The following is a 23,669-nucleotide window of genomic DNA, read 5'->3' as shown; positions in this document are numbered from 1 at the left end:
TTTCCTTTTTTTAATATAAACCCATGACTTCAAATTGAACATACCAAATCACTAACGATACGATATATCCGACTAACACGGTCCAAGCGTATTTCATGTGAGATCCGAAGGTATAAACCCCCCTAAGTTTCCCCATAACTCCCACACCTGCGGCAGAGCCGAAACTAATCAAACTTCCTCCGATTCCTGCCGTCATCGTAACCAACAACCATTGATCGTCGCTCATTGCGGGGTTGGCTTTCAATACGGCACTCATCACCGGAACGTTATCGATAATCGCCGATAAAAATCCGACGCCGATATTGACCGTCGTTGCACCGGCATAATCATACAATTTTGCGGCTAAATCTAAGAAGCCTAAAAAATGGAGTCCTCCGACCGCCGCTAAAATACCGAAGAAAAAGAGTAAAGTGTCAAATTCTATTTTTCCAATGGATTTAAAAATGCTGATCGTTTCGTTACTACGGCGCTTGAGTTGATACGTGTAAAGCTTTAAAAGCGAAAGCCCGAAGACCATGCCCCACATCGGCGGCATATGAAAAAGTTGCTGACATAAAACCGCCGAGACGATCGTTAAAAGTCCTAAGACCATCACGACTTTACCGCCCTTTAAAATCACGACTCTTTTTTCCACGCTCGCGTCAAAATGCGGTTTAGAAGAAGGAACTGACAAGGAAAGCAACCATGCCGTTAACAACCACCCTAAAAACGATGCGGGAAAAAGCCCGAAAAATTCGGCAAACGTCGCCTTTTCCGCCATCCACGTCATTAACGTCGTAATATCTCCAAACGGACTCCAAGCACCGCCGGCATTCGCACCGACGACGATATTAATCGCACCGGGGACTAAAAAAGTTTTGTCTTCTTTCTCAATCGTAATCAAAACCGTCGATAAAATGAGTGCCGTCGTCAAATTATCGGCAACGGGGCTGATAAAAAAAGCTAACGTTCCGGTTAACCAAAAAAGTTTTTTATACGAATAGCCTTTTGAAACCAGCTTATATTTTAACGTATCGAAAACGCGTCGTTCGATCATAACTTCGATAAACGTCATCGCTACCATTAAAAAGAAAAAGATTTCCGCGATTTCCAAAATCAACGCATCGACTTCATGCGTCAAAGGCGCCGTATCCATACCGTTCAGCGCAAAATAGATACCGATAAGAATAAAAATAAACGTCCCCATAAAAAGCGCAGGCTTTGCTTTATTGATGTGATAATTCTCTTCCGCCGCAACAAAATAGTAGCCGACCACAAAAATAATCAACGAAACGATGCCGACCCACGAGCTACTTAAATTCTGTCCGCCCGAAGCCCATGTGCAGCTCAAAAGCGTTAATAATAATCCGATAATTCGCATATGTGTTAGTTCCTTACGACCATAGTATGTGCACCGAGCGAGGTTTTACGTCGACGAGCACTTAAAATAATTTCTCTGGATACCGCCAATCTCAATCTTAAAAACTTACCTATCGGCAACGCCAACATCTCCTCGACACGCTCTTGTGCTTTGGCCAACCCTTCTTCATCGCGTAAAATACCGGCATAACGCCACATGAGACGACGCAATTCGTTTTTTAGCTCTTTATCTCCCGTTTGGGATAAGCAGGCTTCCGCTTCGCTAAAATAATGCTCTTTTCGAGACGTAAAATCGCTTTGCGCAAGCTCTTGGGCAACGCGGCGCGCAAAAACAAGTCCTTCCAAAAGCGAATTGCTGGCGAGACGATTGGCACCGTGTACGCCCGTGTTAGCGCATTCGCCGACCGCAAAAAGATCCTTAACGTTTGCAATACGTCCTCTTAAGTCGGTGCGAATACCGCCCATAGCATAATGAAACGCCGGAGAGATCGGTATCTTTTGTTCGGGAACGTCATAACCGATCGTTCGCATGTTGTAGTAAATACTCGGGAAACGTTTCTTAAAATGTTCATGCGAAAATGCACTCAAATCCAAGTAAACCTCGCGCCCCGTTTTTTGTTTATGTAAAAAAATGGCCCGACTCACGACGTCTCGCGGAGCCAGTTCTCCGCGCGGATCGTACTCAAACGTAAAGCGTTCCGCATGATCGTCGACGATCATCGCACCCTCGCCGCGAAGCGATTCGCTCAAAAGCTGTTTGCGTACCGCATGTCCCAAAACAAACGCGGTAGGATGAAATTGCATCATTTCCATATCTGCTAAAGCGATTCCGTGATCCAAGCAAATTCCTTGCATATCGGCACTGATCGTTCTGGCATTGGTATGATATTCGTACAAAGAGCCCACGCCGCCGCTTGCGATAACGATTTTCTTAGCGTAGAGGTTAAAAATCTTACCGGCATGAAAAACGCGTACACCATAACATGTACCCTCGTCAATAAGTAAATCCGTAACGTGCGTATTGTATAAAACCGGAAAAGGCAATTGTTCCATTAAAAAAAGATGTAAATAACGTCCGGTAGCATCGCCGCCAGCGTGCAAAATGCGTTGCGTACTGTGTGCAGCTTCCTTGGTATACAATAACCGTCCCGACGCGTCATGATCAAACGAAAATCCCCGTTCGATCAATTCACGAATAGCGGCAGGTCCTTCGGAGCATAAAACATCGACCGCCGCTTCGTTGCAATGTCCCGCACCCGCTTCAAGCGTATCGCGACGATGCACCGCGACGTCTTGCGCATCTTTGGCAACCGCAACGCCGCCTTGTGCATAAAACGTATTGCATTCCCATGCATAATCTTTTGAGATTAATAAAACATCGAGATTTTTAGGGAGCCCGAGTGCCGTATTTAAACCGGCGATTCCCGTACCGACGATGAGAACGTCGTAAGATGTTTTCATAAAAAGTGCGTTTTCTTCGCAGGAGTCGTTGTATTGGCGTCTTTGTAGACGGGATCGCCCTTATAGCCGCACCCCAAAAGGCTCAAGCCTAAACATGCTATAATGAGCACATGAAAGATTCTAAAAGTATAATTTCCCATCTCGTTCGACAACCTTCTATGAAAAAATACGCTCAGATGCGTTGTTACGAAAACTGGCTTGCGCTCTTGCCTCAAAGCTTTACCTCAATGGTGCGCTTTGTGTATACGAAGAACGACACGCTCTTTTTCGTGCTCAATCATCCTTGCGCGAAAATGGAATTCAATTATAAACGCAATTTAATAAAGAGTCTATTAAAAGAGTTTAACGCTCGTTTCCCCGAATGCACCTGTTTATGCGTCAAAGAGGTGCAAGCTTTTGTCACGAACCAACCCGTAGAAGAGGAAAAAAAACCGACACCTTCGGCAATTTTTTACGCCGAACAGGCGAAGGGTACTTTCGAAACACAGTGTGACGATCCCACGTTAAAAACCCTTTTCGAAGCTATCAAACAAACGATTCTTACACGTACATGTTAAGCCAAAAACTTAAAAATGCTCCGGAATTTGCGGGCATCTATCAATTTTTCAACGCATCCGGCATGCTCCTTTACGTAGGCAAAGCTAAAAATATTAAAAATCGCGTCAAAAGTTACTTTCGCTTTTCGGGCACGCTAGCACCATCTCCGACGCTATCGTTGCGTATTACGAAAATGATTTTAGAAGTAAGCGATGTCGAATTTATCGTCGTACAAAGCGAACACGACGCTTTAATCTTGGAAAATTCGCTCATCAAACAGCTCAAACCCAAATACAACATCTTGTTAAGAGACGATAAAACCTACCCCTATATCGCCATCAACCTTGCTGAACGGTTTGCGCGTTTTGAGATAACGCGTAAAATCGTCGATACGAAACACACACGTTACTTCGGTCCGCTTTCGGGCTCGGCTAAAGCTCTTCTAGAAGCCCTCTACTTGGTCTTCCCGCTTGTGCAAAAAAAAGGATGTCTCAAAGGCAAAAAAGCGTGTCTTTTTTTCCAAATCGGGCGTTGTTTAGCACCTTGTGAAGGACGCATCGCCGAGCAAGACTACAGGGAAATCGTCGAGAAAGCCTTGTCGGCATTGAGCGATCAGCGAAAACTTCTTGCCCTTTTGGACGAACGCATGCAAGAAGCCTCTTTGAAACTTAATTTTGAAGAAGCCGCGCATTTAAGAGACACAAGAATTGCGATTCAAAATGCCTTACATGTCACGCATGTGGAACTTAAAAAACTCGAAGACTACGATGTTTTTGCGATTGAAGCAACCGAAAAAACCGCCGTCGTAATGCGCTTATTTATCCGACACGGCAAAATCGTCTCGACGTCGCACTCGTTGCTCCATAATATTTACGGTTTTGAAAAAGACGAGCTTTATCAGCGAGCACTTTTCGAATTTTACTATCCGATGAACCAAAGCTTCGCAACGCGCGTACTTACGGCGGAAGCTTTTAGCGAACAAGCCGAAATGGAACGCTTTTTAAGCGAAAAATTTCAGCAAAAAATCGAGATTTTCGTTCCGCAAAAAGGCGAAAAACAGGCTTTGACGACCATGGCACGGCACAATGCGCAAGAAATTTTGCTGCAAAACCTTTCTAAAAACCAATCCAGCTTTGCCGAACAATTGCAAAACCTTTTTGATCTCGCGACACCTCCGCGACGCATCGAAATTTTCGACAATTCACACCACGGCGGTAGTGCTCCCGTAGGAGCGATGGTCGTTTGGGAAGACGGATTTGCAAAAAACGCTTATCGCCGATACGCTTTATGTCATAGCGACGAGTATGCCCAAATGCACGAAATGCTAACGCGCCGTATCGAAGATTTTGCCCATGAACCGGCACCGGATTTATGGGTACTCGACGGAGGCGAAACCTTGCTGAAACTGGCACGATCGCTCTTGGAAAAACACCGAATGTCCATCGATCTTTTAGCCATAGCAAAAGAGAAAAGAGATGCAAAAGCCTATCGTGCCAAAGGAAATGCCCACGATACGGTTTACAATCTCAAACAAGCGTTCGTCTTACCCGCACACGACAAACGCTTGCAATTTATTCAACGTTTACGCGATGAAGCGCATCGCTTCGCTATTACGTATCATCGCAGTAAAAAACGGAAAAACGATCTAAGCTTAGAGCTTCAAAATATCGAAGGAATCGGTCAAGCGACGATTCAGAAGCTTTTGAATTATTTTGGATCTTTTGAAGCACTTTATGCCGCAACGCAAGAAGAACTCGAGGTCACGGTTGGTAAAAAAAACGCAACCAATATCATTAATTTCTTAAAAAAATAGCTTAATTTTAAGTATAAGTGAGCTAAAATGGACTTTCTAACGTTTACTAAAGGATCTACATTTGATACTTTACGATAAGAATGGTCTTTTTTTGGGAATGGGTAACCAAGAGTTGTACTTGCTAGGCTATGAAGACATCGAAGAGTTTCGTAATTATCACAATGACTTTGCGGATCTTTTTATAAACAAGCCCGGCTTTATCTTCAAATTTAAAAATTTTTCGTGGATTGATTATGCTCTGCACAGCGGCACACCCAATAAACGCGTCTTAATCAAAACTAAAAACGGAAAAGAGCTTGATACTTCGCTGAATATCAACGAAATTTTTCTTTCCAAAGAAATAAACGGCTGTTCGACTTTTTTTAGCGTCGAATTAACCAATGCACCGCTTTATAGCGAAGCACCCGCATCCTTTGCAAACCTTTCTTCCGCAGCGACATCCTCGCTAGACGCTAAAGAATTGCCGAAAGACATTCCTAACGAAACCTCGTTTAACTCGTCTTCGTTTCTCTACGATTATACGCCGACGTCGCCTGCCTCGGATACGCAAAGCCTTACGGTTCCTTTCTTATCGGAGCCCGTTTTGGAAGAGTCCGTTTCTCTCGACGCTTCAAACGTTGAGCATTCGTATCCCCTAAAAGAAGAAGCGCAAGAGTCGTTCGATTTTAAACTCAAATTCGATCATACCGTTTTGGATACGCCACCTTCCGCGGATACGACTTCGCCGCAAAACCTCCTTGCTGAGGAATATCGTTCAATCGATCAAATTGCCCAAGACGATTTTCATTTTACCGAAACTCCCGCATCTCAAAACGTTGAAGATACTTCGATCTTTAATCGCGTAGAAACCGTAGACGAAACGGCACTTGACGAACCGATAGCCTTTGATCTTTGCGATTGCGCAGAGGAACTCGGTCTTGATATTAGCACGTTAGCACAAATCATCGAAGAATACATCGAAAATCTCGATACGGCTATGCCGATTTTGTACCGAGCCGTCCACGACAATAACCGCATTTTGGCGAAAAACGAAAGTCTTAAACTCAAAAGCGTTGCACTCCATTTACATGTCGTACCTCTTTACTATGCATTGGAACATTTGGAAACCGGCTTGGATTTCGATACGAAAGAAGAGTTGCTACAAACGCTTCAGACCTTGCAAGATACGATAGAAATTTTTAAGGAAACCGTTTTATGAAAAGGGTATTGTTCTGTTTTATACTGAGTTGTACGGCATTAACGGCCGATCATTTCCGAGACGGAATGATCGCTTACAAAGCAGGTGATTTCGTGCATGCCAAGGAGCTTTTTGAAGCTGCGATTAAAAAAGAAAACTCCGTACAAGGTTATTTTTATATCGGTAAAATTTATCTTTACGGCGAAGGCATTGAAGCCAACCCTTCGCTTGCTATTCCGTATTTAGAGCAAGCCGTTATGAAAGGAAACATCAAAGCTAAATGTTACCTAGCCGAAGCGTACCTTAAAAGTCGTATTAAGCATGAAGAAGCTACGGTACTATTACAACAAGGTGCACAAGAGAGTCAAACATGCCTAGAAATTGCTACGGCATACAATATCGTCATAAAACGTTAGGAAAGGACGCGAATCATGAAATTAACCACACAACATACCTTAAAATTAATTAGTCAGTACCCGCTGATTATCCTTTTTATCTTTTCAAGTTACTTTCTTTACTTATCGTATACTCAATTCGATACTACGCTAACGCTTAAAAATAAAATCGAAAGCACCCGTGTTTTAAGTACGTTATCCATCGAACTCGCCAAAGAGAGAGGTTTGAGTGCGTCATACCTTTCAAGCCAAGGAAGTATTGCTGCGGAATCTTTGAAAGAACAACGCATCGTCGTTAACAAAGCGATGAAAGATTTTTACGACTATTATAATGCGCACCATAGCGAAATGTCGCCGCACATTAAAGCCGTTATGGCGCATCTGACAAAAATTCTCGAAATGCATAAAGCCGTTGATACTTTTGCTATCGACTTTAATAAAATGTTCTTTGAGTATTACAGCCAAATTAATACCTTACTTTTAAAAGAACTCGAATCTATCGGCACCATTAATACCAACTCTAATATTTCCAACCTCACGGCGTCTTTAGTTTCCGTTTATAAAAATATCGAATATTTAGGACAAGAACGCGATTTCGTCTCAAAAATTTTAAGTCAATACGTTCCTTTCAGTCCCAAAGATTTGGAGACGTGGATTACGATTTTTAGCGTTTCGAATATTTTCGACCATACGACGATTAACGATGCATCGGCTCGAGGTCAGATCGAAAATCTTTACAAATTGCCTGAAAATCAAAAAATTGAAGCGGAAATTACGCAAGCTAAAAGTGAGCTGATTACTGCGGCTCAAAGCGGTGAATACTTAATCGATCCGACGCTTTGGTTTGGTTTATTAACGAAAAAAATCGATCTGCTCGACAAATCCGCTCAAATTATCAAAAGCTCATTGACGGCCGAAGAAAAAAGCTACGACAACCAAAATATCGGACAACTTATCGGTGCCGGATTGATATGGATTATCTCCATTGTCTTGATGTTCTTGGGATTTGGACTTGCCAATCAATTTAGAAAAAACGTTCGCGGACTCGAAAACATTTTTAGTCGCGTCGAAGAACTTGCCGAAACCAAAGAAAAAGTCGACTTCAACACCACCGAAGGTATGAATACGGCATATGCCATTATCGATAAAGCTATCGAAAACATTGCAAAAGAGAAACAAAATGCCGAAGAAGCAAGTGCCGCAAAAAGTATCTTTCTTGCGAATATGTCACATGAAATTCGTACGCCGCTTAACGGTATTATCGGTTTTACCGAATTACTTAAAAATTCCGATCTTGATGAAGAAAAACGTGAATTTGTCGACGTAATCGAGAAAAGCTCTGAAAACCTCTTAGCCATTATTAACAATATTTTGGATCTTTCCAAAGTCGAAAGCAATAAAATTGAAATCGACGAAGGTCTGTTCTCCCCGATCGACGAATTTGAAAATGCCGTCGAAGTTTACGGACCTAAAGCAGCCGAAAAGAATATTCAACTCTCTCTTTATATCGATCCTAGCCTTCATAATTACCTTAAAGGCGATGCCGTTAAAATCAAAGAGGTTCTTATCAACCTTATGAGTAATGCCGTTAAGTTTACGCCGAATAACGGACAAATTACTGTTGAAATCAAACGACTTAATGACGCTCCGCTTGATCGTGCCCGCGTTTTATTTAGCGTTCAAGATTCCGGTATCGGTATTCATAAAGATAAGATCGACGGAATTTTTGATGCTTTCAACCAAGCCGATTCTACCATTACGCGTAAATTCGGCGGTACGGGTCTTGGGTTAACCATTTCTTCAAAATACATTGCGCTTATGGGCGGGCAACTTGAAGTCGAAAGTGAAGAAGGACAAGGTAGCCGCTTCTTTTTCGCATTGGATCTTATTGAAACGACATCAAGCGGTACGGATTACAGGAACCATTTCAGCGATTTTAATTGTGCGCTTTATTCTCCGCTTAACGGTGCCAAAGCACATACGGAGTTTATGTTCGATTATCTGAGCTATTTCGGCGCCCAAACCAAGTACTATACCGACTTTCCTTCGTTAAAAAATATGATTTTTAAATCCGGAAGCAACATTATTATTGCCGATTACAATAATCTCACGAAAGAAGAGCTTGAAGAGTATAAAAAAATTAAATTGCCGATCCTTTTAATTTTCAAACCTTCTCAGCAAGCACGCTTTAATGAATTTAACACCAAATACATTACGCCGATTTACGAGCCTATCAATGTTTCTAAACTGGTGAAAGCGTTGGAATCCAAACGCGAATTTTTGCCGGTTAAAGAGAATAAGCCCGAACAAGAAAAACCGATACAACGTACAACGTTAGGAACGAAATTCAAAGCCGACGTCTTAGTCGCTGAAGATAACGAAATCAACCAAAAGCTGATTCGACGTACGTTGGAAGACTTAGGCCTCACCATTACAATCGTTCCCAACGGTCTTCAGGCCTTAGAAAAACGTCGTACGGATACGTTCGATATGATTTTTATGGATATTGCAATGCCCGTTATGGACGGAATTGAAGCAACGCATAAAATTTTAGAATACGAAGAAAAAAATCATTTGGCACACATCCCGATTGTTGCGATTACTGCCAATGCGCTTAAAGGTGATCGTGAACGCTTTATGAAAGAAGGCTTGGATGAGTATATTACGAAACCGATTAAAAAAGACAGCATTATTACGATTTTAAATCTTTTTATCCCCAATAAAATCGACGATGCTTATGAGGCACCGTTAGTCTCATCCGCTTCCAATAAGCCTAAAGAAGCACTCAGTACCCAAGAAGAGACTGAAAAAGAGCTTGTTGCGATACCTGAGGTTGAAGAAGAAAAACCTATTGCGGTACCGGATTCTTCCACCCTCGAAAAAAGTAAAGAACCGCAGTTGGAAGCACCATCACGTTTAGCACCAGAAGAACCTTTATCTTTTCCATCACGAGACGTTATCGTTTTAAAGAAAAGCTCAATAGAAACAAAAATTTTTACAAGTGTGTTGAGCAAGATGTGTGAGAAAGTTGATCCGGCTTCTTCTTTTAGCGACTTGAAAAGTAAATTGGAACAAAATAGCTATAAAGTCGTTCTTTTTGATAAAGAGATGCTTTTAGACGATCCGAAAAGTTTCGTAGACTGGATCGGCGAAACGGCAAAGAGACATCGTATCGCACATATTCATACCGTTATGTTTATTGACCCTAAAGAGAAAAATCTCGACAATGCCGATCTATTTGATAGCGTACTACCAAATCAAATTAGCAAAAAAGATCTTGAAACACTGATTCAAAAGTTTATTTAAAAGGCTAAATGATGGAAAAACAGTTAAAAATTCTAGCGGTCGACGATGATTTTATCAATCTAAAGCTTATAAGCTCTATGTTACGCAAAAATCCCAACGTCGGTATTATTATTGAAGCGACCAACGGACTTGATGCCATCAACCTTTTAAAAACGCAAGGAGATATCGATCTTGTCTTACTGGATATCAAAATGCCGGTTATGGACGGTATAGAGTTTTTAGCGAACGTGCAATCGATGGTAGAGTTTAAAAAATTACCTATTATCGTTCTTACGACGGACGAAACGCGTAAAAACGAAGCGTTTAATCACGGAGCATTTGATTTTCTGGTCAAACCGATTAGAGAGCATGACCTCAGCGGTAAAATCGCAAAAGTTGCCGATCTTTTTTAAAAGACCGGCTCCCTCCCTATTTCCCGTTAATGCTTGATTACGGCATTAATTTGATCGTACAGCGACGTAATTTCTCTTTTTTTAGCAATAAAACTATTCTTGTTAGCGATCAAATAGGCAGATGATTCCAAAATCGTTTCGACGACTTTAAGTCCGTTTTGTTTCATCGTACTTCCCGTTTCGACAATATCGACAATCACATCCGACAGACCGACAAGCGGCGCAAGTTCGATAGAGCCATATAATTTGATAATATCAACGGCCATCGCTTTTTTCGAAAAATATTTTTGAGCAATATGCGTCATTTTTGTTGCAACTTTTAACTCGGGTGCACTGTAATCGATCTCTTTTCCTTCTTGAATGCCTACACAAACTTTGCATCTACCGATACCAAGATCGAGTAAGCGAAGTAAATCTTCATCTTTTTCTTCCAAAACATCTAATCCTACAACGCCGATATCGGCTGCTTGATGCAGTACGTACGCAGGAACGTCTTGATTACGTACTAATAAAAAACGAAAGGTATCTACTTCTAAAATTAATTTTCTATCGTCAAAACGAAACGCTTTCCCAAAAATTTTTTCAAAAATATCAAGCGTTTCATCCGCAATTCTACCTTTAGGTAGTGCTACCGTTAACATGTCTGTCCTTTTATGCTAAATGTGCTTCTTTAATCGTCCTTAACATTCCTCGAAAAATCAAAGAGCGATCAAAAATAGCATTGGAAAAAAATTTGGAGAAAAATTTACCGTCTCCCCCCGTGAAATAAATCCTCTTATCCTTACATGTCACTTCCAACAATAAAATAATCGAACGAATAACGCCGTAAGATAATGCATCGCTCGTTTTTTGAGGTAAGGCATCTAAAGAGATGTTGGGATTTAAAGGCATTTCCAATCGAGGAGAAATGGAAGCGAAAGCACGCTCATACGCACTAATCCCCGGTACAATAAAACCGCCTAAATGCATACCGCCGGACATAATATCAACGGTAACGGCACTGCCGGCATCGACAATCATACCATCCTTAACCGTCGAGCATGCCGCGATACGATCAATGCCCAAACCTTGATAAATCGTGTCGAATTCAAAATAAGGTTCTAGATCGATATACCCTTCTTTCGCTTGTAAAAATTGCGTAAGTGCTTGATTGACGCTAATGTAAAAAATCTTTTCTTGCGTACGAAACTCTTTAAACTGTTTATGCGGCATATTCCACATTTTACCGTCTTGGTAAAAATCGACATTAGAATTACCGATATCACACAATATCATGATAAATTTTCCACCCTTCCGCATTCAATAATGCTTGGGCTTTAGAACACAAAGGAGCATGTAAAATAATATGTTTGTAAAAATACCGATGGTCTTTAGCGGCTTCAAGTGTTTGTTCTAAAGCAAATATTTCATAAGCATGCCGTACAAGAAATCGACTCTTTTGCTCGACACGAAATACGACATGGTAGTAAGATTTCAAATCGACACCGCTAAAAACAGTTACTTTTTTTCGTGTTTTTAGTGCTGCGGGGAGAATCGTTTCCAGAGATGAAAAAACGATTCGTTTGCCGCAAATACGTTCAATCATCTCTTTCATAATGCAAAAGCCTACGACACCTATGGTTTTCGATTTAATTTAAAAAAGCGATCTTTGTAATAGAACGTATCGCCGTTCGTATAAATATGGGTTTCGATTTGATCCGGCATTTGGTAAACGTTTGTCGAAACTAACTCTAAATCGCTTGCGATCATATAACCGCTTTTTTCAATCATGTAAATATAATCGCCGTAAATCGTACCCGAAAAAATCGCAAACGGGAATTTACGTTCTTTTAAAACTTTTAAATCGGCATCCGTCAACAGGACCTGTCCGTCTTTGGTAAAAACAAAAATGCGATTGGACAATACGATGACGTCTTTTACCTCTTTTTCCAAAAAGCTAATCGACTTTGGACTGATGGAAACGACTTTACTTTTTGTTGCCGCAACCAACCTATCGCCTAAAACTTGTAAGTAGATGATATTGCCGAAAAACTTATCGTTACTCACGACAATATCGCGAATCGGTTTCTTGCTTTGTTCATCGACAATCACGAGTTTACCGTCAAGCGTCGGAAATACGATAAGATCGCCCAAGAAATACGGTGCCGCAATACGTGAATCTAATACGTACACGTTATCTTGCTTAATATGCATCGTCTCTTTACCGTCGTTAATATCGATCAAAACGAGTTCATTCGAACCTAAAACCAATGCGAGCGTATTGCCTTTAAGTGCTGCGGAAGCCACCGCGATTTGGCACTCTTTAGAATAGAGCTCTTTTTGATTAGCATCGATAATTTTTAAAGCTCCGCATTTTGACGTCGCAACGTAACGTCCTTGATTATCCGCTAAATACGAAAATCCTTGCGGTAACTTCACGTTTAAAAGCCCCTCTTTGGTAATCACTTGCCCGTTTTCTAACGTTGCACCTGCTCTTAAAGCATCGTGAATAGGAGCGGGAAGTGAGCCGTCGTAACTGATTTTACCTGAAAGCACTTCAGGTTCAAAATATTGTCGTTTCGTTCCGCAACCGCTTATGAGCAACAATAAAGCCAAGAGTGTAAAAACAATTTTTGCCTGTCTCATCATTTTAAACCTTGATAATGTTCTAGATTTTTTGCAATCTGTTTTAAAGGCGAAGTAACATCTATTTGTGAAAGTTTTAAACGCGCTTCTTCGATTTTATTTTCATTCAGCAATCGATAGCCTTCTTGCAATAAGGTCATATCTTTAAACAATTCGCTTGAAGCGGGTTGCGTGTTTTCAAGTTGCGCGAGTTGATAACGGGCAATATCCGCTAAAATAGCGTCTTCTTTAGACTCGGCAACGATTTTAAGTGCCTCCTTGTCTCCCGTTTGCAATGCTTTTTCAAAAAGAAACATCGTATAAAGCTTAGGATTTTGTTGTTTGAGCGTCTCAAGGGCTTGCGCATTGGAGGCATCTTTTAAAAGCGTATGGTACGCTACGTTAGAGCTGTGAAGTTTGCGCTCTTTCATCCAATCGTTTAACGCATACGCAGCCGCACCCAAAGCGACGCATACGACAAACGCGATAATGTATTTTTTATTACGATTAAAAAATCTTTCACCTTTAATCATACCCTCTAAAAACTGTTCTTCGGTACTGATCTCTTCTTGGACCGCCTTAAAATTTTCCTTGAGTCCCAAATACGAATCCTTCTTAAGCAATTTTTTGAAAAATAGTGTCATAGTTTATCACAACAAATCTAAAAACCCACTAATACCGTTTCAGTATTACCACAAAGAGATTGTGTTATAATCGATTTCTAAAAAAATGCGATCTAAGGATACCTTTTAGTATGAAAATCGACGACGCTTTATTATCAAAACTCGAAAAACTCTCTTCTTTGCGCATTAGCGAAGAAAAACGAGAAGGTGTCATCCAGCAACTGAGCGAAATCGTCGCTTTTGTCGAAAATCTAAACGAATTAAATCTTGAAAATGAGGAAGCCTCGTTTACGACGCTTCAAGGAGGCACGCCGTTTCGTGAAGACGTACCGAATAGCCATTCTACCGTCGTCGAAACCATTTTAGCACATGCGCCTCAAAGTGAGGACGGTTTTTTTGTTGTTCCGAAAATTATCGAATAACGCTTTGACAGCGTCTTTTAATACGAGCTTAACTCTGTAAGGATACCCCGTTATGAGCGCCCTCAATATTAAAGCTTTACTCAAAAACGTCGTTGCCTATAAAGCTTCCGATTTACATTTAATCAGCCGTAGCGAACCTCAAATCCGTATCGACGGCAAGCTGGTACCGCTCGATATGGAAACGCTCAACGGAACCGCGATCGAAGAGATGTGCTACACGCTTATTACCGATAAACAGAAAAAGAAGCTTGAAGAAGAAAAAGAACTCGATTTTGCCATTATGTTCCCCGATATCGGACGTTTTCGCGCCAATTATTACTATACAATCAACGGTGATCTTGCCGCGGCATTTAGAATTATTCCGATTAACATTCCCTCTTTGGACGAGTTAAATACTCCAATTGTTTTTAAAGAACTCGTTAAACGCGAAAAAGGGCTTATTCTCGTCACCGGCCCTACCGGTAGCGGTAAATCCACGACACTTGCGGCATTGTTGAACGAAATCAACGTGTACGAACATCGCCATATTATTACGATCGAGGATCCCGTCGAGTTCATTCATACCAATAAAAAAGCTCTTTTTTCCCACCGTAACGTCGGAGACGATACTAAAAGTTTCGCACGCGCTCTCAAATTTTCGCTCCGTCAAGATCCGGACATTATTCTCGTCGGCGAGATGAGGGATCAAGAAACGATTAGTACTGCTATTACCGCCGCAGAAACGGGTCACTTGGTTATGGGAACCTTACATACCAACTCCGCCGTTCAAACGATTAACCGAATCGTCGATAGCTTTGAGGGCGCGGAACAGGTTCAAGTCCGTAACATGCTTGCAACTTCGCTTTATGCGATTATTTCGCAAAGCCTTTTGCCTAAAATCGGAGGCGGACGGGTGGCTATTCATGAAATTATGATCAATAATTCCGCTATCGCCAATCTGATTCGCGAGAACAAGATTCATCAAATTTATTCTCAGATGCAATTAAACCAACAAAAAACGGGCATGTTAACGCAAACGCAGGCTATGATGAAAGCTTTACGCGCCAATTTAATTACGAAAGACGATGCTATTCGCTACTCGACGCAACCGCAAGAACTGTTGAATAATATGGGTCTTTAGCGATTAGCCATGACATTTTACAAAGATTACAGCTTTTTCACGTTATACTCAACGTTAAAATCGGATAAAGGTATTTACAAGCATGAACAACGGTAATCATATCTCAGAGATCGTTCTTAGCATCGGCGATGCCACCTTTACAAAACTCAAACAACTCAATATTCCGCCCTATCCCAAATATTACCACGACACGTTTGTCGAACTGATGCAAAAAGAGAGCAACGAAGAGCTTTTAGAAATTAGTAAAAAGCATTCATACCTTTTTTCCAATGCGCAACAAGACGCGCAAGTCAGTGAAACGTGCTTCGGGTTGGTCAAAAAAGGGCTTGAAGAGTTTGTCAAAACCAGCGATAACCTTAGATTTATTTCCGATGAAACGGCGATTAATATCGACGCGATTAAAAAAGACTATTCCAGTATCGACACGAATCAAGTTATTCAAGCATTCGACCATTTTCAAACTAAAATTTTAGAAGAGCTCCATGTTGCCGACGATACGATTGCCAAGCTCAAATTGGAAGTGGAACGCCTTGAAAGAGAATCCAATATCGATCCGCTAACCAAAGCCCATAATCGACGCGTTTTGATCAAAGACCTTGAAGAAGTTTTAAATTTCGGTAAAGAAAAAGATATCGACATGCACCTTGTTATGTTCGATGCCGACGATTTTAAAAAAATCAACGACTCTTTCGGGCATATCGCCGGAGATAAAACGTTGATCTTTCTAACCAAATTGATTCAAAACTCCTTGCGCAGAGGAACGCGCATTTACCGTTACGGCGGAGAAGAATTCGTCGTCATTTTAAACCGCATGTCGCACGAAGAAGCGCAAAAAGTCGTCGAACGCATTATCAAAGAGACATGTGAAAGCAAATTGCTTTACAAAAATCACGATATTCACCTAACCTTAAGCGCCGGACTTTGTTCTCACCGCCGTAATATGAGCTCCGAAGAGCTCTTAGACAAAGCCGATAAAGCTCTCTACGAAGCTAAAAACAGCGGAAAAAATTGTTTTAGGAGTGCCCAATAATATGTCGCAAATCGTTTTGTTCGATATCATCAGCCTTGCGCTTGTACTTATTTTAGGAATCAAAGGCATTATTAACGGCTTTATTAAAGAATTTTTCGGTCTTTTAGGTATTATCGGCGGTGTTTACTTCGCATCGCGTTACGCACAAGAAGCGGGAGCGGCGATTAATACGCATATTTACACTTTCGGCAATCAAGCATCGCTTTACCTTTTCGGTTTTATTACCGTCTTAATCGTCTTTTGGACGGCATGTATTTTTTTAGGATACCTTATTGCACATGCTTTAAGCTTAAGCGGTTTGGGAATGCTGGATCGTTTAGCGGGATTTGCAATCGGTTGTGCGAAAATTTTTCTCGTTTTTTCCGTTTTGGCGATTACGCTCAACTCTATCGAGTTTATCAAAACAAAAATCGAACCTTACGTAGGCAACAGCACGATGTTCCCTCTTTTTTTAGAAACCGGACGGGCTATCGTTAAACTGGATACGAAAGAGATGTTAAATTCCATACCGTTAGACAAACAACCCAATCCTTAAAGAGGTCCGCCATGAATTGCACATGTGAAAATTTAGAATACTCTTCTTTACTTACTTCTTTTAAAGAACTACTGAAACAAAACGGGTTAAAATATACCAAACAACGTGAAGTCGTTTTAAAAACGCTTTACGAAAAAAATGAGCATTTTACGCCCGAAGATCTTTATATTTTTCTTAAAAACAGTTATCCGGAACTCAATATCGGCATCGCTACGGTTTATCGAACGCTCAATCTTCTTGAAGAATCTAATATGGTCACGTCTCTTTCGTTCGGCGTTGCCGGAAAGAAGTTTGAACTTGCCAATAAGCCCCACCACGATCATATGATCTGCAAACGTTGCGGACTCATTATCGAGTTTGAAAACGACAAAATAGAACAATTGCAACTTGAAATTGCACGAACGCATCATTTTAGGCTCACCAGCCATTTGATGCAATTGCAAGGCATTTGCGAAAAATGCGTTCAAGAGATGAAATAGAAAGAGGAAAAGATTTGATATTTCAAGACCAATACCAACAACAACGTATCGAAAAGGGTAAAACGCTTTTCGCCTTAGGACACAATCCTTATCGCCACAACGTCGTCAAAGACACCGGAACCAAAGAGTTTTTGGAGTGCTACGAATACGTCATCGAGAGCGAGCTCAAACGCGACGAACATAAAAATAATACCGTCGTAGGACGCATCAAATTTTTGCGCCATATGGGTAAAGCCGCATTTGCGAAGATTGAAGACGAAGACGGCGTTTTACAAATCTATTTTAGCCGCGAATCCATCGGCGAAGCATGGTTTGACGAAGCAAAAAAGCTGATTGAAGTCGGCGATATTATCAGCGTTACGGGCTTTCCGTTCGTAACCAAAACGGGTGAACTCTCCTTACATGTCAAACACTTAGAAATCGCAACGAAATCCATCGTGCCTTTACCCGAAAAATTTCACGGATTGCAAGACAAAGAGTTGCGTTACCGAAAACGTTACCTTGATATGATTATGAACGCCGACGTTCGAAAAACCTTCAAACTTCGCAGCCGTATCGTAAGCGAAATACGCCACTTTTTCGAAGAACGCGACTTTTTAGAAGTCGAAACGCCGATGATGCATCCGATTGCCGGCGGTGCGAATGCCAAACCGTTTATTACCTATCATAACGCCTTGAACGTCAATCGTTATTTGCGTATTGCTCCCGAGCTTTACCTCAAACGCTTGGTCGTCGGCGGTTTTGAAGCGGTCTTTGAGATCAACCGTAATTTTAGAAACGAAGGTATGGATCAAACCCACAATCCCGAATTTACGATGATCGAGTTTTATTGGGCGTACCATAATTACCATGATTTGATGCGTTTAACCGAAGAGATGTTCGACGTCTTGCTTAAAAAATTGAAACTACCGAAAAAATTGCCTTACGGAGATATCGAAATCGATTTTTCAAAACCGTTCCGTAAAATCGCTTTTAGAGAAGCCCTTGTCGAAATCGGCGGTGTTAGCGATGCGATTTTAGACGATAAAGCAGCCATTATCGCGTATATCGAAAGTCAAAACTTTAGTGTCGAAAAAAATCTCAGTTTAGGTAAACTATACGAAGAGTTGTTTGACCTATTCGTTGAAGAAAAACTGGTTGATCCAACGTTCATTATCGACTATCCGATTGAAATCAGTCCGCTTGCACGCCGTAGCGAAACCAATCCAAACATTGCGGAGCGTTTTGAACTCTTTATCGCAGGGCGAGAAATCGCCAACGGATTTAACGAACTTAACGATCCTTTGGATCAATACGAACGATTTGCCAAACAGTTACAAGCCAAAAATGCCGGAGACGACGAAGCACACGAAATGGACGAAGACTACGTCTACGCTTTAGGCTACGGCTTACCGCCGACTGCCGGTCAAGGAATGGGTATCGATCGTTTGACGATGCTTTTAACCAACGAACAGTCGATCAAAGACGTCATCTTATTTCCGGCGATGAAACCGCTCGGCGATGCCGATGATACAATGACCACCGAAAAAAAAGAGGAAGAAAAATGAGTATTTTAAAAAGCGTCGATCCCGTTATTTACGATCTTAGCGTGAAAGAGTTACACCGTCAATGCGACCATCTCGAAATGATTGCTAGCGAAAACTTTACCTATCCCGCCGTTATGGAAGCGATGGGCAGCGTTTTTACGAACAAATATGCCGAGGGTTACCCGCATAAACGCTATTACGGCGGTTGCGAGTTTGCCGATGCGATCGAGGAAATTGCGATTGAGCGCGTCTGTAAACTTTTCGGTTGCGCGTATGCAAACGTTCAACCCAATTCCGGTAGCCAAGCCAACCAAGGCGTCTACCAAGCCCTTTTAAACCCGTTTGATAAAATTTTAGGTATGGACCTTAGCCACGGCGGTCACTTAACGCACGGCGCGAAAGTCAGCAGTTCGGGAAAGACCTATTCAAGCTTTTTCTACGGCGTTGAACTGGACGGCCGTATTAATTACGAAAAAGTACGCGAAATCGCCCACATCGTTAAACCGAAAATGATCGTTTGCGGTGCAAGTGCTTATCCGCGAGAACTTGATTTCGCAAAATTTAGAGAAATCGCCGATGAAGTAGGTGCTTATTTATTTGCAGACATCGCGCATATCGCAGGACTTGTTGCCGGCGGCGAGCATCCAAGCCCGTTCCCGCATTGCCACGTTGTGACGTCTACGACGCATAAAACACTTCGAGGACCTCGAGGCGGTATTATTTTAACCAACGACGAAGAGCTCGCTAAAAAAATCAATAGTGCCATCTTCCCCGGCATTCAAGGCGGCCCGTTGGTGCATGTCATTGCCGCTAAAGCGGTCGGCTTTGCGGAAAACTTGAAACCGGAGTGGACGGCATATGCCAAACAAGTCCGCGCCAATGCCAAAGTCTTGGCGGACGTACTGATTCAACGAGGTTACGACATCGTTAGCGGCGGTACGGACAACCACTTGGTACTCGTTTCGTTCTTAAACAAAGAGTTTAGCGGTAAAGAGGCGGATTTGGCACTCGGTCGAGCCGGCATCACGGTCAATAAAAACACCGTTCCGGGCGAAACGCGAAGTCCTTTTGTCACCAGCGGCGTTCGTATAGGCTCTCCGGCACTAACGGCACGCGGTATGAAAGAAAAAGAGTTTGAAATCATTGCCAATAAAATTGCGGACGTTCTTGATAATATCAACGACGAAGCCTTACATGTCAAAATTAAAGACGAGATGAAGGCATTGGCAAGCAACTTTATTATTTACGACAGACCAACGTATTAAGGAATCGCATGTACACGATAGACGTCTCCCTCATCAAAATGATTACCGATCATTATTGGATCAAACGCGATGCGATTGTCCAAAAGATCGATTTTGGGGGGAAGGTCTTTTTCGACAAATACGAACGTATCGATCAGCCTTTGAGCAATGCCGTCATTAAAGATCATCTCGAGGGAAAAATAACGGTTGCCCATTCGCTGATCAATCGTTTCGATAAAGTCGAAAATATTGTTTTTGATTATAACGGTCGCAACACCGAACGTTTTTGGCATAGGGCACAACTTTTGCTTAGAGAAGAGGGATTTATCAATTTTACGGCCTACAAAAGTAAAACGGAAGGTCATCTGCATCTCTACGTACACAAGGGACACACGACCTTGCAAGAGGGGTATCAGATCGCTAAAATGCTCTCGGCGAAGCTTTCGCAGAAACTTCCGCGCGAATGGAGAATGTTTCCGAACCAAGAGCTGCCCAAAGAGTTCAATATTTTGGCGTTGCCTTACGATTTGTACCAAAAAGAGCGCGGAGCTTCTTGGTCAAAACATATGTAAAGAGGATCTACGAAGACCTCTTTCATAACCTTTATCGCTCATAAGCATTGAAAGTTTGTGAAAGAAGTCTATTATTCTAAGGAGAAACGATGGAAAATAGAAATGAACTGAGTGATATCGTCCTTGAAAAGGGCGATACGAAAACTCTTAAAATGAAACGTATTTTAATTTTAGTCGCTTTTTTGATCTTGGTTTTTTTGATAGCCCTTGCCAGTATGAAGCTGATGAATAAAGATCAAAGCAAAGATACGTCAAAGTTGATTTTGCCTCCGGAACCGAGCCAAGAAAATCAAATTCCTAAAGACGATCAGCTTTTTAAACAAGTACCGATTATCGAAGAAAACACGGCTAAAAAAGAGAGTTTTGAAGATATGATCAAAACCCTTAAAGAAAAAGAAGCCCAAAAACAAGAGGAAGCTAAAGGCACCGATACTCAAAAAGAGGCAACGACCGTAACGCCGCCGAACGTTCAAGAGAGTAAATTACCGGCGACGGCAAATGCCAAAGCCGCCAAAGAAGAACCGAAAAAAGAGGCACCAAAAGCTGCAACCGCCGCAAGTAAGCCCGCAACAACGGCACCAAGCACGCCGGTTGCATCGTCAAATAGCGGCGGAGCAAACGCGCAAGCGGGTATTTACGTCCAAGTCGGAGCCGTTGCCACGGCACCGGAACAACGCGTTTTAAACGACATCAAATCCAAAGGCTTTGAGTATCGCGTCTATCCAACCGTCGTTAACGGAAACCACGTCACGAAAATTTTGATCGGACCGTACGCCAGCTCCGCCGATGCCGAAAATGCTTTGGTACTCATTCGTTCCAGCATCAATAAAAACGCATTTATTTACAGGGTAAAATAAGGTGCTAACGTCTCGAAAAATTTTATTCGATCAGCTTACGCCGATTACGATTTTTGCTAAATTACAACGCTATTTCGAAGGAGAACTCTGTTTCTTATTTGAAAGTGCCATCAACAATAACGACGGCAACTTTAGCTTTTTATTTATCGGTGCGAGGGAACGTGTGATCCATCAAAACGGACAGAGCATTCATATCGACGAAAACGCGGCAACGCATTCTTTGGGAAATGAGCCGTTTAGCTTTTTAAAACAACGTTACGCTAGTATCGATAAAGCACGCTATCAAACCTATAGCAAAGAGCTAGGCGTAGGATTTATCGACGGTTTTATCGGCTATATCGGCTATGACGCCGTTAAACTTTTCGAACCTAAACTCGCCGCTTCGATGGATGCGCTTCGCGACGATTTACAGATTCCCGAAGTCGATTTGATGCGTCCGAAACTCGTCTGTACCTTTTCGCACAAGTCCAATACGCTGATTCTCACGACGTTTTTACCCGAAATTGCCGCACAATTAGGCGCGATTGAAGCAACGCTCAAAGAGCCGCACTATCACATCCCGATTCAAACGGTTCATGTCGATAAGCAAAAAGGGAGTTTCGCTTTTAGCAAAGAACATTTTTTCGAAATGGTCGAACAATCCAAAGAGATGATTCGTAGCGGAGACGTCTTTCAAATCTTGATGTCCAACCGTTTTACGCACTACGCGCATGTCGATCGACTCAGCTTCTACCGTATTTTACGCCAAAAAAATCCTTCTCCTTACATGTTCTATCTTTCGTATCCTCAATTTGCGATTATCGGAAGTTCGCCCGAAGTGATGGTCGGGCTCAAAGATTCGCGCATTATGCTGCGTCCGATTGCGGGTACTCGAAAACGAGGGGCAAGCTACGAGAAAGATATGGCATACGAAAAAGAGATGCTAAGCGACGAAAAAGAGCGTGCGGAACATTTGATGCTGATTGATCTGGGACGTAACGATCTAGGACGCGTCGCTAAAGTCGGTAGCGTCAACGTTAAAGAGATGATGCGCGTAGAGCGTTATTCTCACGTCATGCATATGGTAAGCGACATCGAAGCGACTTTGGACGAAAAATACGACATGTTCGATCTCTTTGCCGCGACGTTTACCGCCGGAACGATGACCGGAACGCCTAAAATTCGCGCGATGGAATTGATTAGCGCGTTTGAGGGAATTAAACGCAGCTTTTACAGCGGCGCGGCGGGATATTTCGGTTATGACGGCAACATGGACAGCTGCATTATGATTCGTACCGCCTATTTGGACGACGAAAAAATTATTTTTCAAGCGGGTGCAGGCATCGTCGCCGACAGTAAACCCGAGCTTGAGTACCTTGAAGTAACGAATAAACTAGGTGCTATGACCAGCTCGCTCGACGAGCTCAAAGAGTAGTCATGCTTCTTTTTACGCTTTTGGGCAATCCCGTTGCCCATTCTATCTCTCCAAGGCTGCATAACAGTGTTTTTAAAGCCCTAAAGCTAGATGCTTGCTACGTCCGAAAAGCCGTTGAAAACTCCGAAACTTTACTGCAAACGTTTCGAGAGATGAACCTCTCAGGCGCAAACGTGACCGTTCCGCACAAAGAAGCGGCTTACGCGCAATGCGACGAAGTGCGCGGTTTAGCCAAACAGATCGGCGCGGTCAACACGCTGGTCAGAGAAGGCACGCGCGTCATCGGTTACAATACCGACGCGGAAGGTTTTTACATGTCGATCCAAGCGTTCGAACCGCTTCGCGACGTTTTAATTTTGGGAGCGGGCGGAACCGCCAAAGCCCTTGCCGCTATTTTGAAAGAGCGCGGAATCAACGTCACGATCCTCAATCGCTCGCATGCGCGTTTGGAATTTTTCAAAACGCAAGGCTTCAACGTCCAAACATGGGAGACGTTTTCGCCTCAAGCATACGACCTCATCGTCAACACGACCTCTGCCGGATTGAAAGACGAAGCCCTGCCCTGCCCTTTAGCCTTCTTAGAAACGATCTTACCTCAGGCACGCTTTGCCTACGACGTTATTTACAACAAACCGACGCCGTTTCTCGCTTTAGCCAAGCAAAAAAACCTTACATGTAAAGACGGTAAAGAGATGTTACTCTACCAAGCCGTTCTTGCTTTCGATCTCTTTTTTGCACAACGCTACGACCGTGAAAGCGTCGAAGCACTGATGCGTCCGGTGTTTGATCTCTAAAATAATTTT

24 protein-coding genes are annotated in these 23,669 nt (G+C 42.3%); 17 read left to right on the top strand and 7 right to left on the bottom strand.

Annotation, left to right across the window (positions count from 1 at the left end; translation table 11 throughout):
• Positions 1–10: 10 nt before the first annotated feature.
• Positions 11–1,360 carry a sodium:proton antiporter NhaD gene (gene nhaD / locus OA34_RS03135; RefSeq protein ID WP_039672348.1) on the bottom strand — a complete coding sequence of 450 codons (1,350 nt, stop codon included), beginning with the start codon at positions 1,358–1,360 and terminating at the stop codon, positions 11–13.
• Between the two features lie 5 nt (positions 1,361–1,365).
• Positions 1,366–2,820 carry an L-aspartate oxidase gene (nadB, locus tag OA34_RS03130; RefSeq protein WP_039672347.1) on the bottom strand — a complete coding sequence of 485 codons (1,455 nt, stop codon included), beginning with the start codon at positions 2,818–2,820 and terminating at the stop codon, positions 1,366–1,368.
• A gap of 110 nt (positions 2,821–2,930) precedes the next feature.
• On the opposite strand from nadB, the gene OA34_RS03125 reads away from it, so the two are divergent.
• The 6 genes from OA34_RS03125 (at position 2,931) to OA34_RS03100 (ending at position 10,440) form a co-directional block, all read left to right on the top strand.
• Positions 2,931–3,377, top strand: coding sequence for a hypothetical protein (locus OA34_RS03125; RefSeq protein ID WP_039672346.1), 447 nt, complete (start codon positions 2,931–2,933; stop codon positions 3,375–3,377).
• Positions 3,371–5,170, top strand: a complete 1,800-nt coding sequence (uvrC, locus tag OA34_RS03120) for an excinuclease ABC subunit UvrC (protein ID WP_039672345.1) — start codon at positions 3,371–3,373, stop codon at positions 5,168–5,170. Before OA34_RS03125 ends, uvrC begins: the two co-directional genes overlap by 7 nt.
• A 61-nt stretch (positions 5,171–5,231) precedes the next feature.
• Positions 5,232–6,368, top strand: coding sequence for a hypothetical protein (locus OA34_RS03115; RefSeq protein ID WP_039672344.1), 1,137 nt, complete (start codon positions 5,232–5,234; stop codon positions 6,366–6,368).
• On the top strand, positions 6,365–6,763 hold the full coding sequence (locus OA34_RS03110) for an SEL1-like repeat protein (RefSeq protein ID WP_039672343.1): 399 nt from the start codon (positions 6,365–6,367) through the stop codon (positions 6,761–6,763). Before OA34_RS03115 ends, OA34_RS03110 begins: the two co-directional genes overlap by 4 nt.
• Before the next feature lie 15 nt (positions 6,764–6,778).
• Positions 6,779–10,048 (top strand): ATP-binding protein, encoded by a 3,270-nt coding sequence (locus OA34_RS03105; RefSeq protein ID WP_286682816.1) that lies wholly within the window; start codon positions 6,779–6,781, stop codon positions 10,046–10,048.
• 11 nt (positions 10,049–10,059) lie between these two features.
• Positions 10,060–10,440, top strand: coding sequence for a response regulator (locus OA34_RS03100; RefSeq protein WP_254376587.1), 381 nt, complete (start codon positions 10,060–10,062; stop codon positions 10,438–10,440).
• A 26-nt stretch (positions 10,441–10,466) separates the two neighbouring features.
• Here OA34_RS03100 and hisG read toward each other — a convergent pair whose 3' ends face one another.
• Genes hisG through OA34_RS03075 form a run of 5 tightly spaced genes read right to left on the bottom strand, consistent with a single transcriptional unit; the run spans position 10,467 to position 13,646 of the window.
• Positions 10,467–11,081 carry an ATP phosphoribosyltransferase gene (hisG, locus tag OA34_RS03095; protein ID WP_039672341.1) on the bottom strand — a complete coding sequence of 205 codons (615 nt, stop codon included), beginning with the start codon at positions 11,079–11,081 and terminating at the stop codon, positions 10,467–10,469.
• Positions 11,082–11,091: 10 nt separating this feature from the next.
• Positions 11,092–11,715 (bottom strand): type III pantothenate kinase, encoded by a 624-nt coding sequence (locus OA34_RS03090; protein WP_039672340.1) that lies wholly within the window; start codon positions 11,713–11,715, stop codon positions 11,092–11,094.
• Complete coding sequence (locus OA34_RS03085) at positions 11,702–12,034, bottom strand: hypothetical protein (RefSeq protein WP_039672339.1); 333 nt, start codon at positions 12,032–12,034, stop codon at positions 11,702–11,704. The genes OA34_RS03090 and OA34_RS03085 overlap by 14 nt, the downstream gene beginning before the upstream one ends.
• Before the next feature lie 20 nt (positions 12,035–12,054).
• Complete coding sequence (locus tag OA34_RS03080) at positions 12,055–13,068, bottom strand: PQQ-binding-like beta-propeller repeat protein (RefSeq protein ID WP_231563845.1); 1,014 nt, start codon at positions 13,066–13,068, stop codon at positions 12,055–12,057.
• A complete protein-coding gene (locus OA34_RS03075; protein WP_039672338.1) occupies positions 13,065–13,646 on the bottom strand; it encodes a tetratricopeptide repeat protein in 582 nt (193 codons plus the stop codon). Before OA34_RS03075 ends, OA34_RS03080 begins: the two co-directional genes overlap by 4 nt.
• A gap of 152 nt (positions 13,647–13,798) precedes the next feature.
• Between OA34_RS03075 and gatC the strand changes: the two genes are divergently transcribed.
• The 11 genes from gatC (at position 13,799) to OA34_RS03020 (ending at position 23,660) form a co-directional block, all read left to right on the top strand.
• Entirely contained in the window at positions 13,799–14,089 is a 291-nt protein-coding gene (gene gatC, locus OA34_RS03070) for an Asp-tRNA(Asn)/Glu-tRNA(Gln) amidotransferase subunit GatC (protein WP_039672337.1), read from the top strand.
• 52 nt (positions 14,090–14,141) lie between these two features.
• Positions 14,142–15,209 (top strand): type IV pilus twitching motility protein PilT, encoded by a 1,068-nt coding sequence (locus OA34_RS03065; protein WP_039672336.1) that lies wholly within the window; start codon positions 14,142–14,144, stop codon positions 15,207–15,209.
• Positions 15,210–15,291: 82 nt separating this feature from the next.
• The gene (locus tag OA34_RS03060) at positions 15,292–16,239 is read left to right on the top strand and encodes a GGDEF domain-containing protein (protein ID WP_039672335.1); all 948 of its coding nucleotides are present in this window, start codon (positions 15,292–15,294) and stop codon (positions 16,237–16,239) included.
• A 1-nt stretch (position 16,240) separates the two neighbouring features.
• Complete coding sequence (locus OA34_RS03055) at positions 16,241–16,774, top strand: CvpA family protein (RefSeq protein WP_039672334.1); 534 nt, start codon at positions 16,241–16,243, stop codon at positions 16,772–16,774.
• An 11-nt stretch (positions 16,775–16,785) separates the two neighbouring features.
• Positions 16,786–17,253, top strand: coding sequence for a Fur family transcriptional regulator (locus tag OA34_RS03050; protein WP_039672333.1), 468 nt, complete (start codon positions 16,786–16,788; stop codon positions 17,251–17,253).
• Between the two features lie 17 nt (positions 17,254–17,270).
• The gene (gene lysS, locus OA34_RS03045; protein WP_286682825.1) at positions 17,271–18,800 is read left to right on the top strand and encodes a lysine--tRNA ligase; all 1,530 of its coding nucleotides are present in this window, start codon (positions 17,271–17,273) and stop codon (positions 18,798–18,800) included.
• Positions 18,797–20,044 carry a serine hydroxymethyltransferase gene (locus OA34_RS03040; RefSeq protein ID WP_039672332.1) on the top strand — a complete coding sequence of 416 codons (1,248 nt, stop codon included), beginning with the start codon at positions 18,797–18,799 and terminating at the stop codon, positions 20,042–20,044. Before lysS ends, OA34_RS03040 begins: the two co-directional genes overlap by 4 nt.
• An 8-nt stretch (positions 20,045–20,052) precedes the next feature.
• Positions 20,053–20,595, top strand: a complete 543-nt coding sequence (locus OA34_RS03035; protein WP_039672331.1) for a DUF1882 domain-containing protein — start codon at positions 20,053–20,055, stop codon at positions 20,593–20,595.
• 89 nt (positions 20,596–20,684) lie between these two features.
• Positions 20,685–21,452: an SPOR domain-containing protein gene (locus OA34_RS03030; RefSeq protein ID WP_039672330.1), complete on the top strand. Its 768-nt coding sequence runs from the start codon at positions 20,685–20,687 to the stop codon at positions 21,450–21,452.
• 1 nt (position 21,453) lies between these two features.
• Positions 21,454–22,866 (top strand): anthranilate synthase component I family protein, encoded by a 1,413-nt coding sequence (locus tag OA34_RS03025; RefSeq protein WP_039672329.1) that lies wholly within the window; start codon positions 21,454–21,456, stop codon positions 22,864–22,866.
• A 2-nt stretch (positions 22,867–22,868) separates the two neighbouring features.
• Positions 22,869–23,660 (top strand): shikimate dehydrogenase, encoded by a 792-nt coding sequence (locus OA34_RS03020; RefSeq protein ID WP_039672328.1) that lies wholly within the window; start codon positions 22,869–22,871, stop codon positions 23,658–23,660.
• Positions 23,661–23,669: the final 9 nt, after the last annotated feature.

It is taken from the genome of Sulfurospirillum sp. MES (assembly GCF_000789415.1).
In the GTDB taxonomy this organism is placed as follows: Bacteria; Campylobacterota; Campylobacteria; order Campylobacterales; family Sulfurospirillaceae; genus Sulfurospirillum; species Sulfurospirillum cavolei.
The sequence above is the reverse complement of the archived record's forward strand: the minus strand, read 5'-3'. Positions and strand labels throughout refer to the sequence as shown.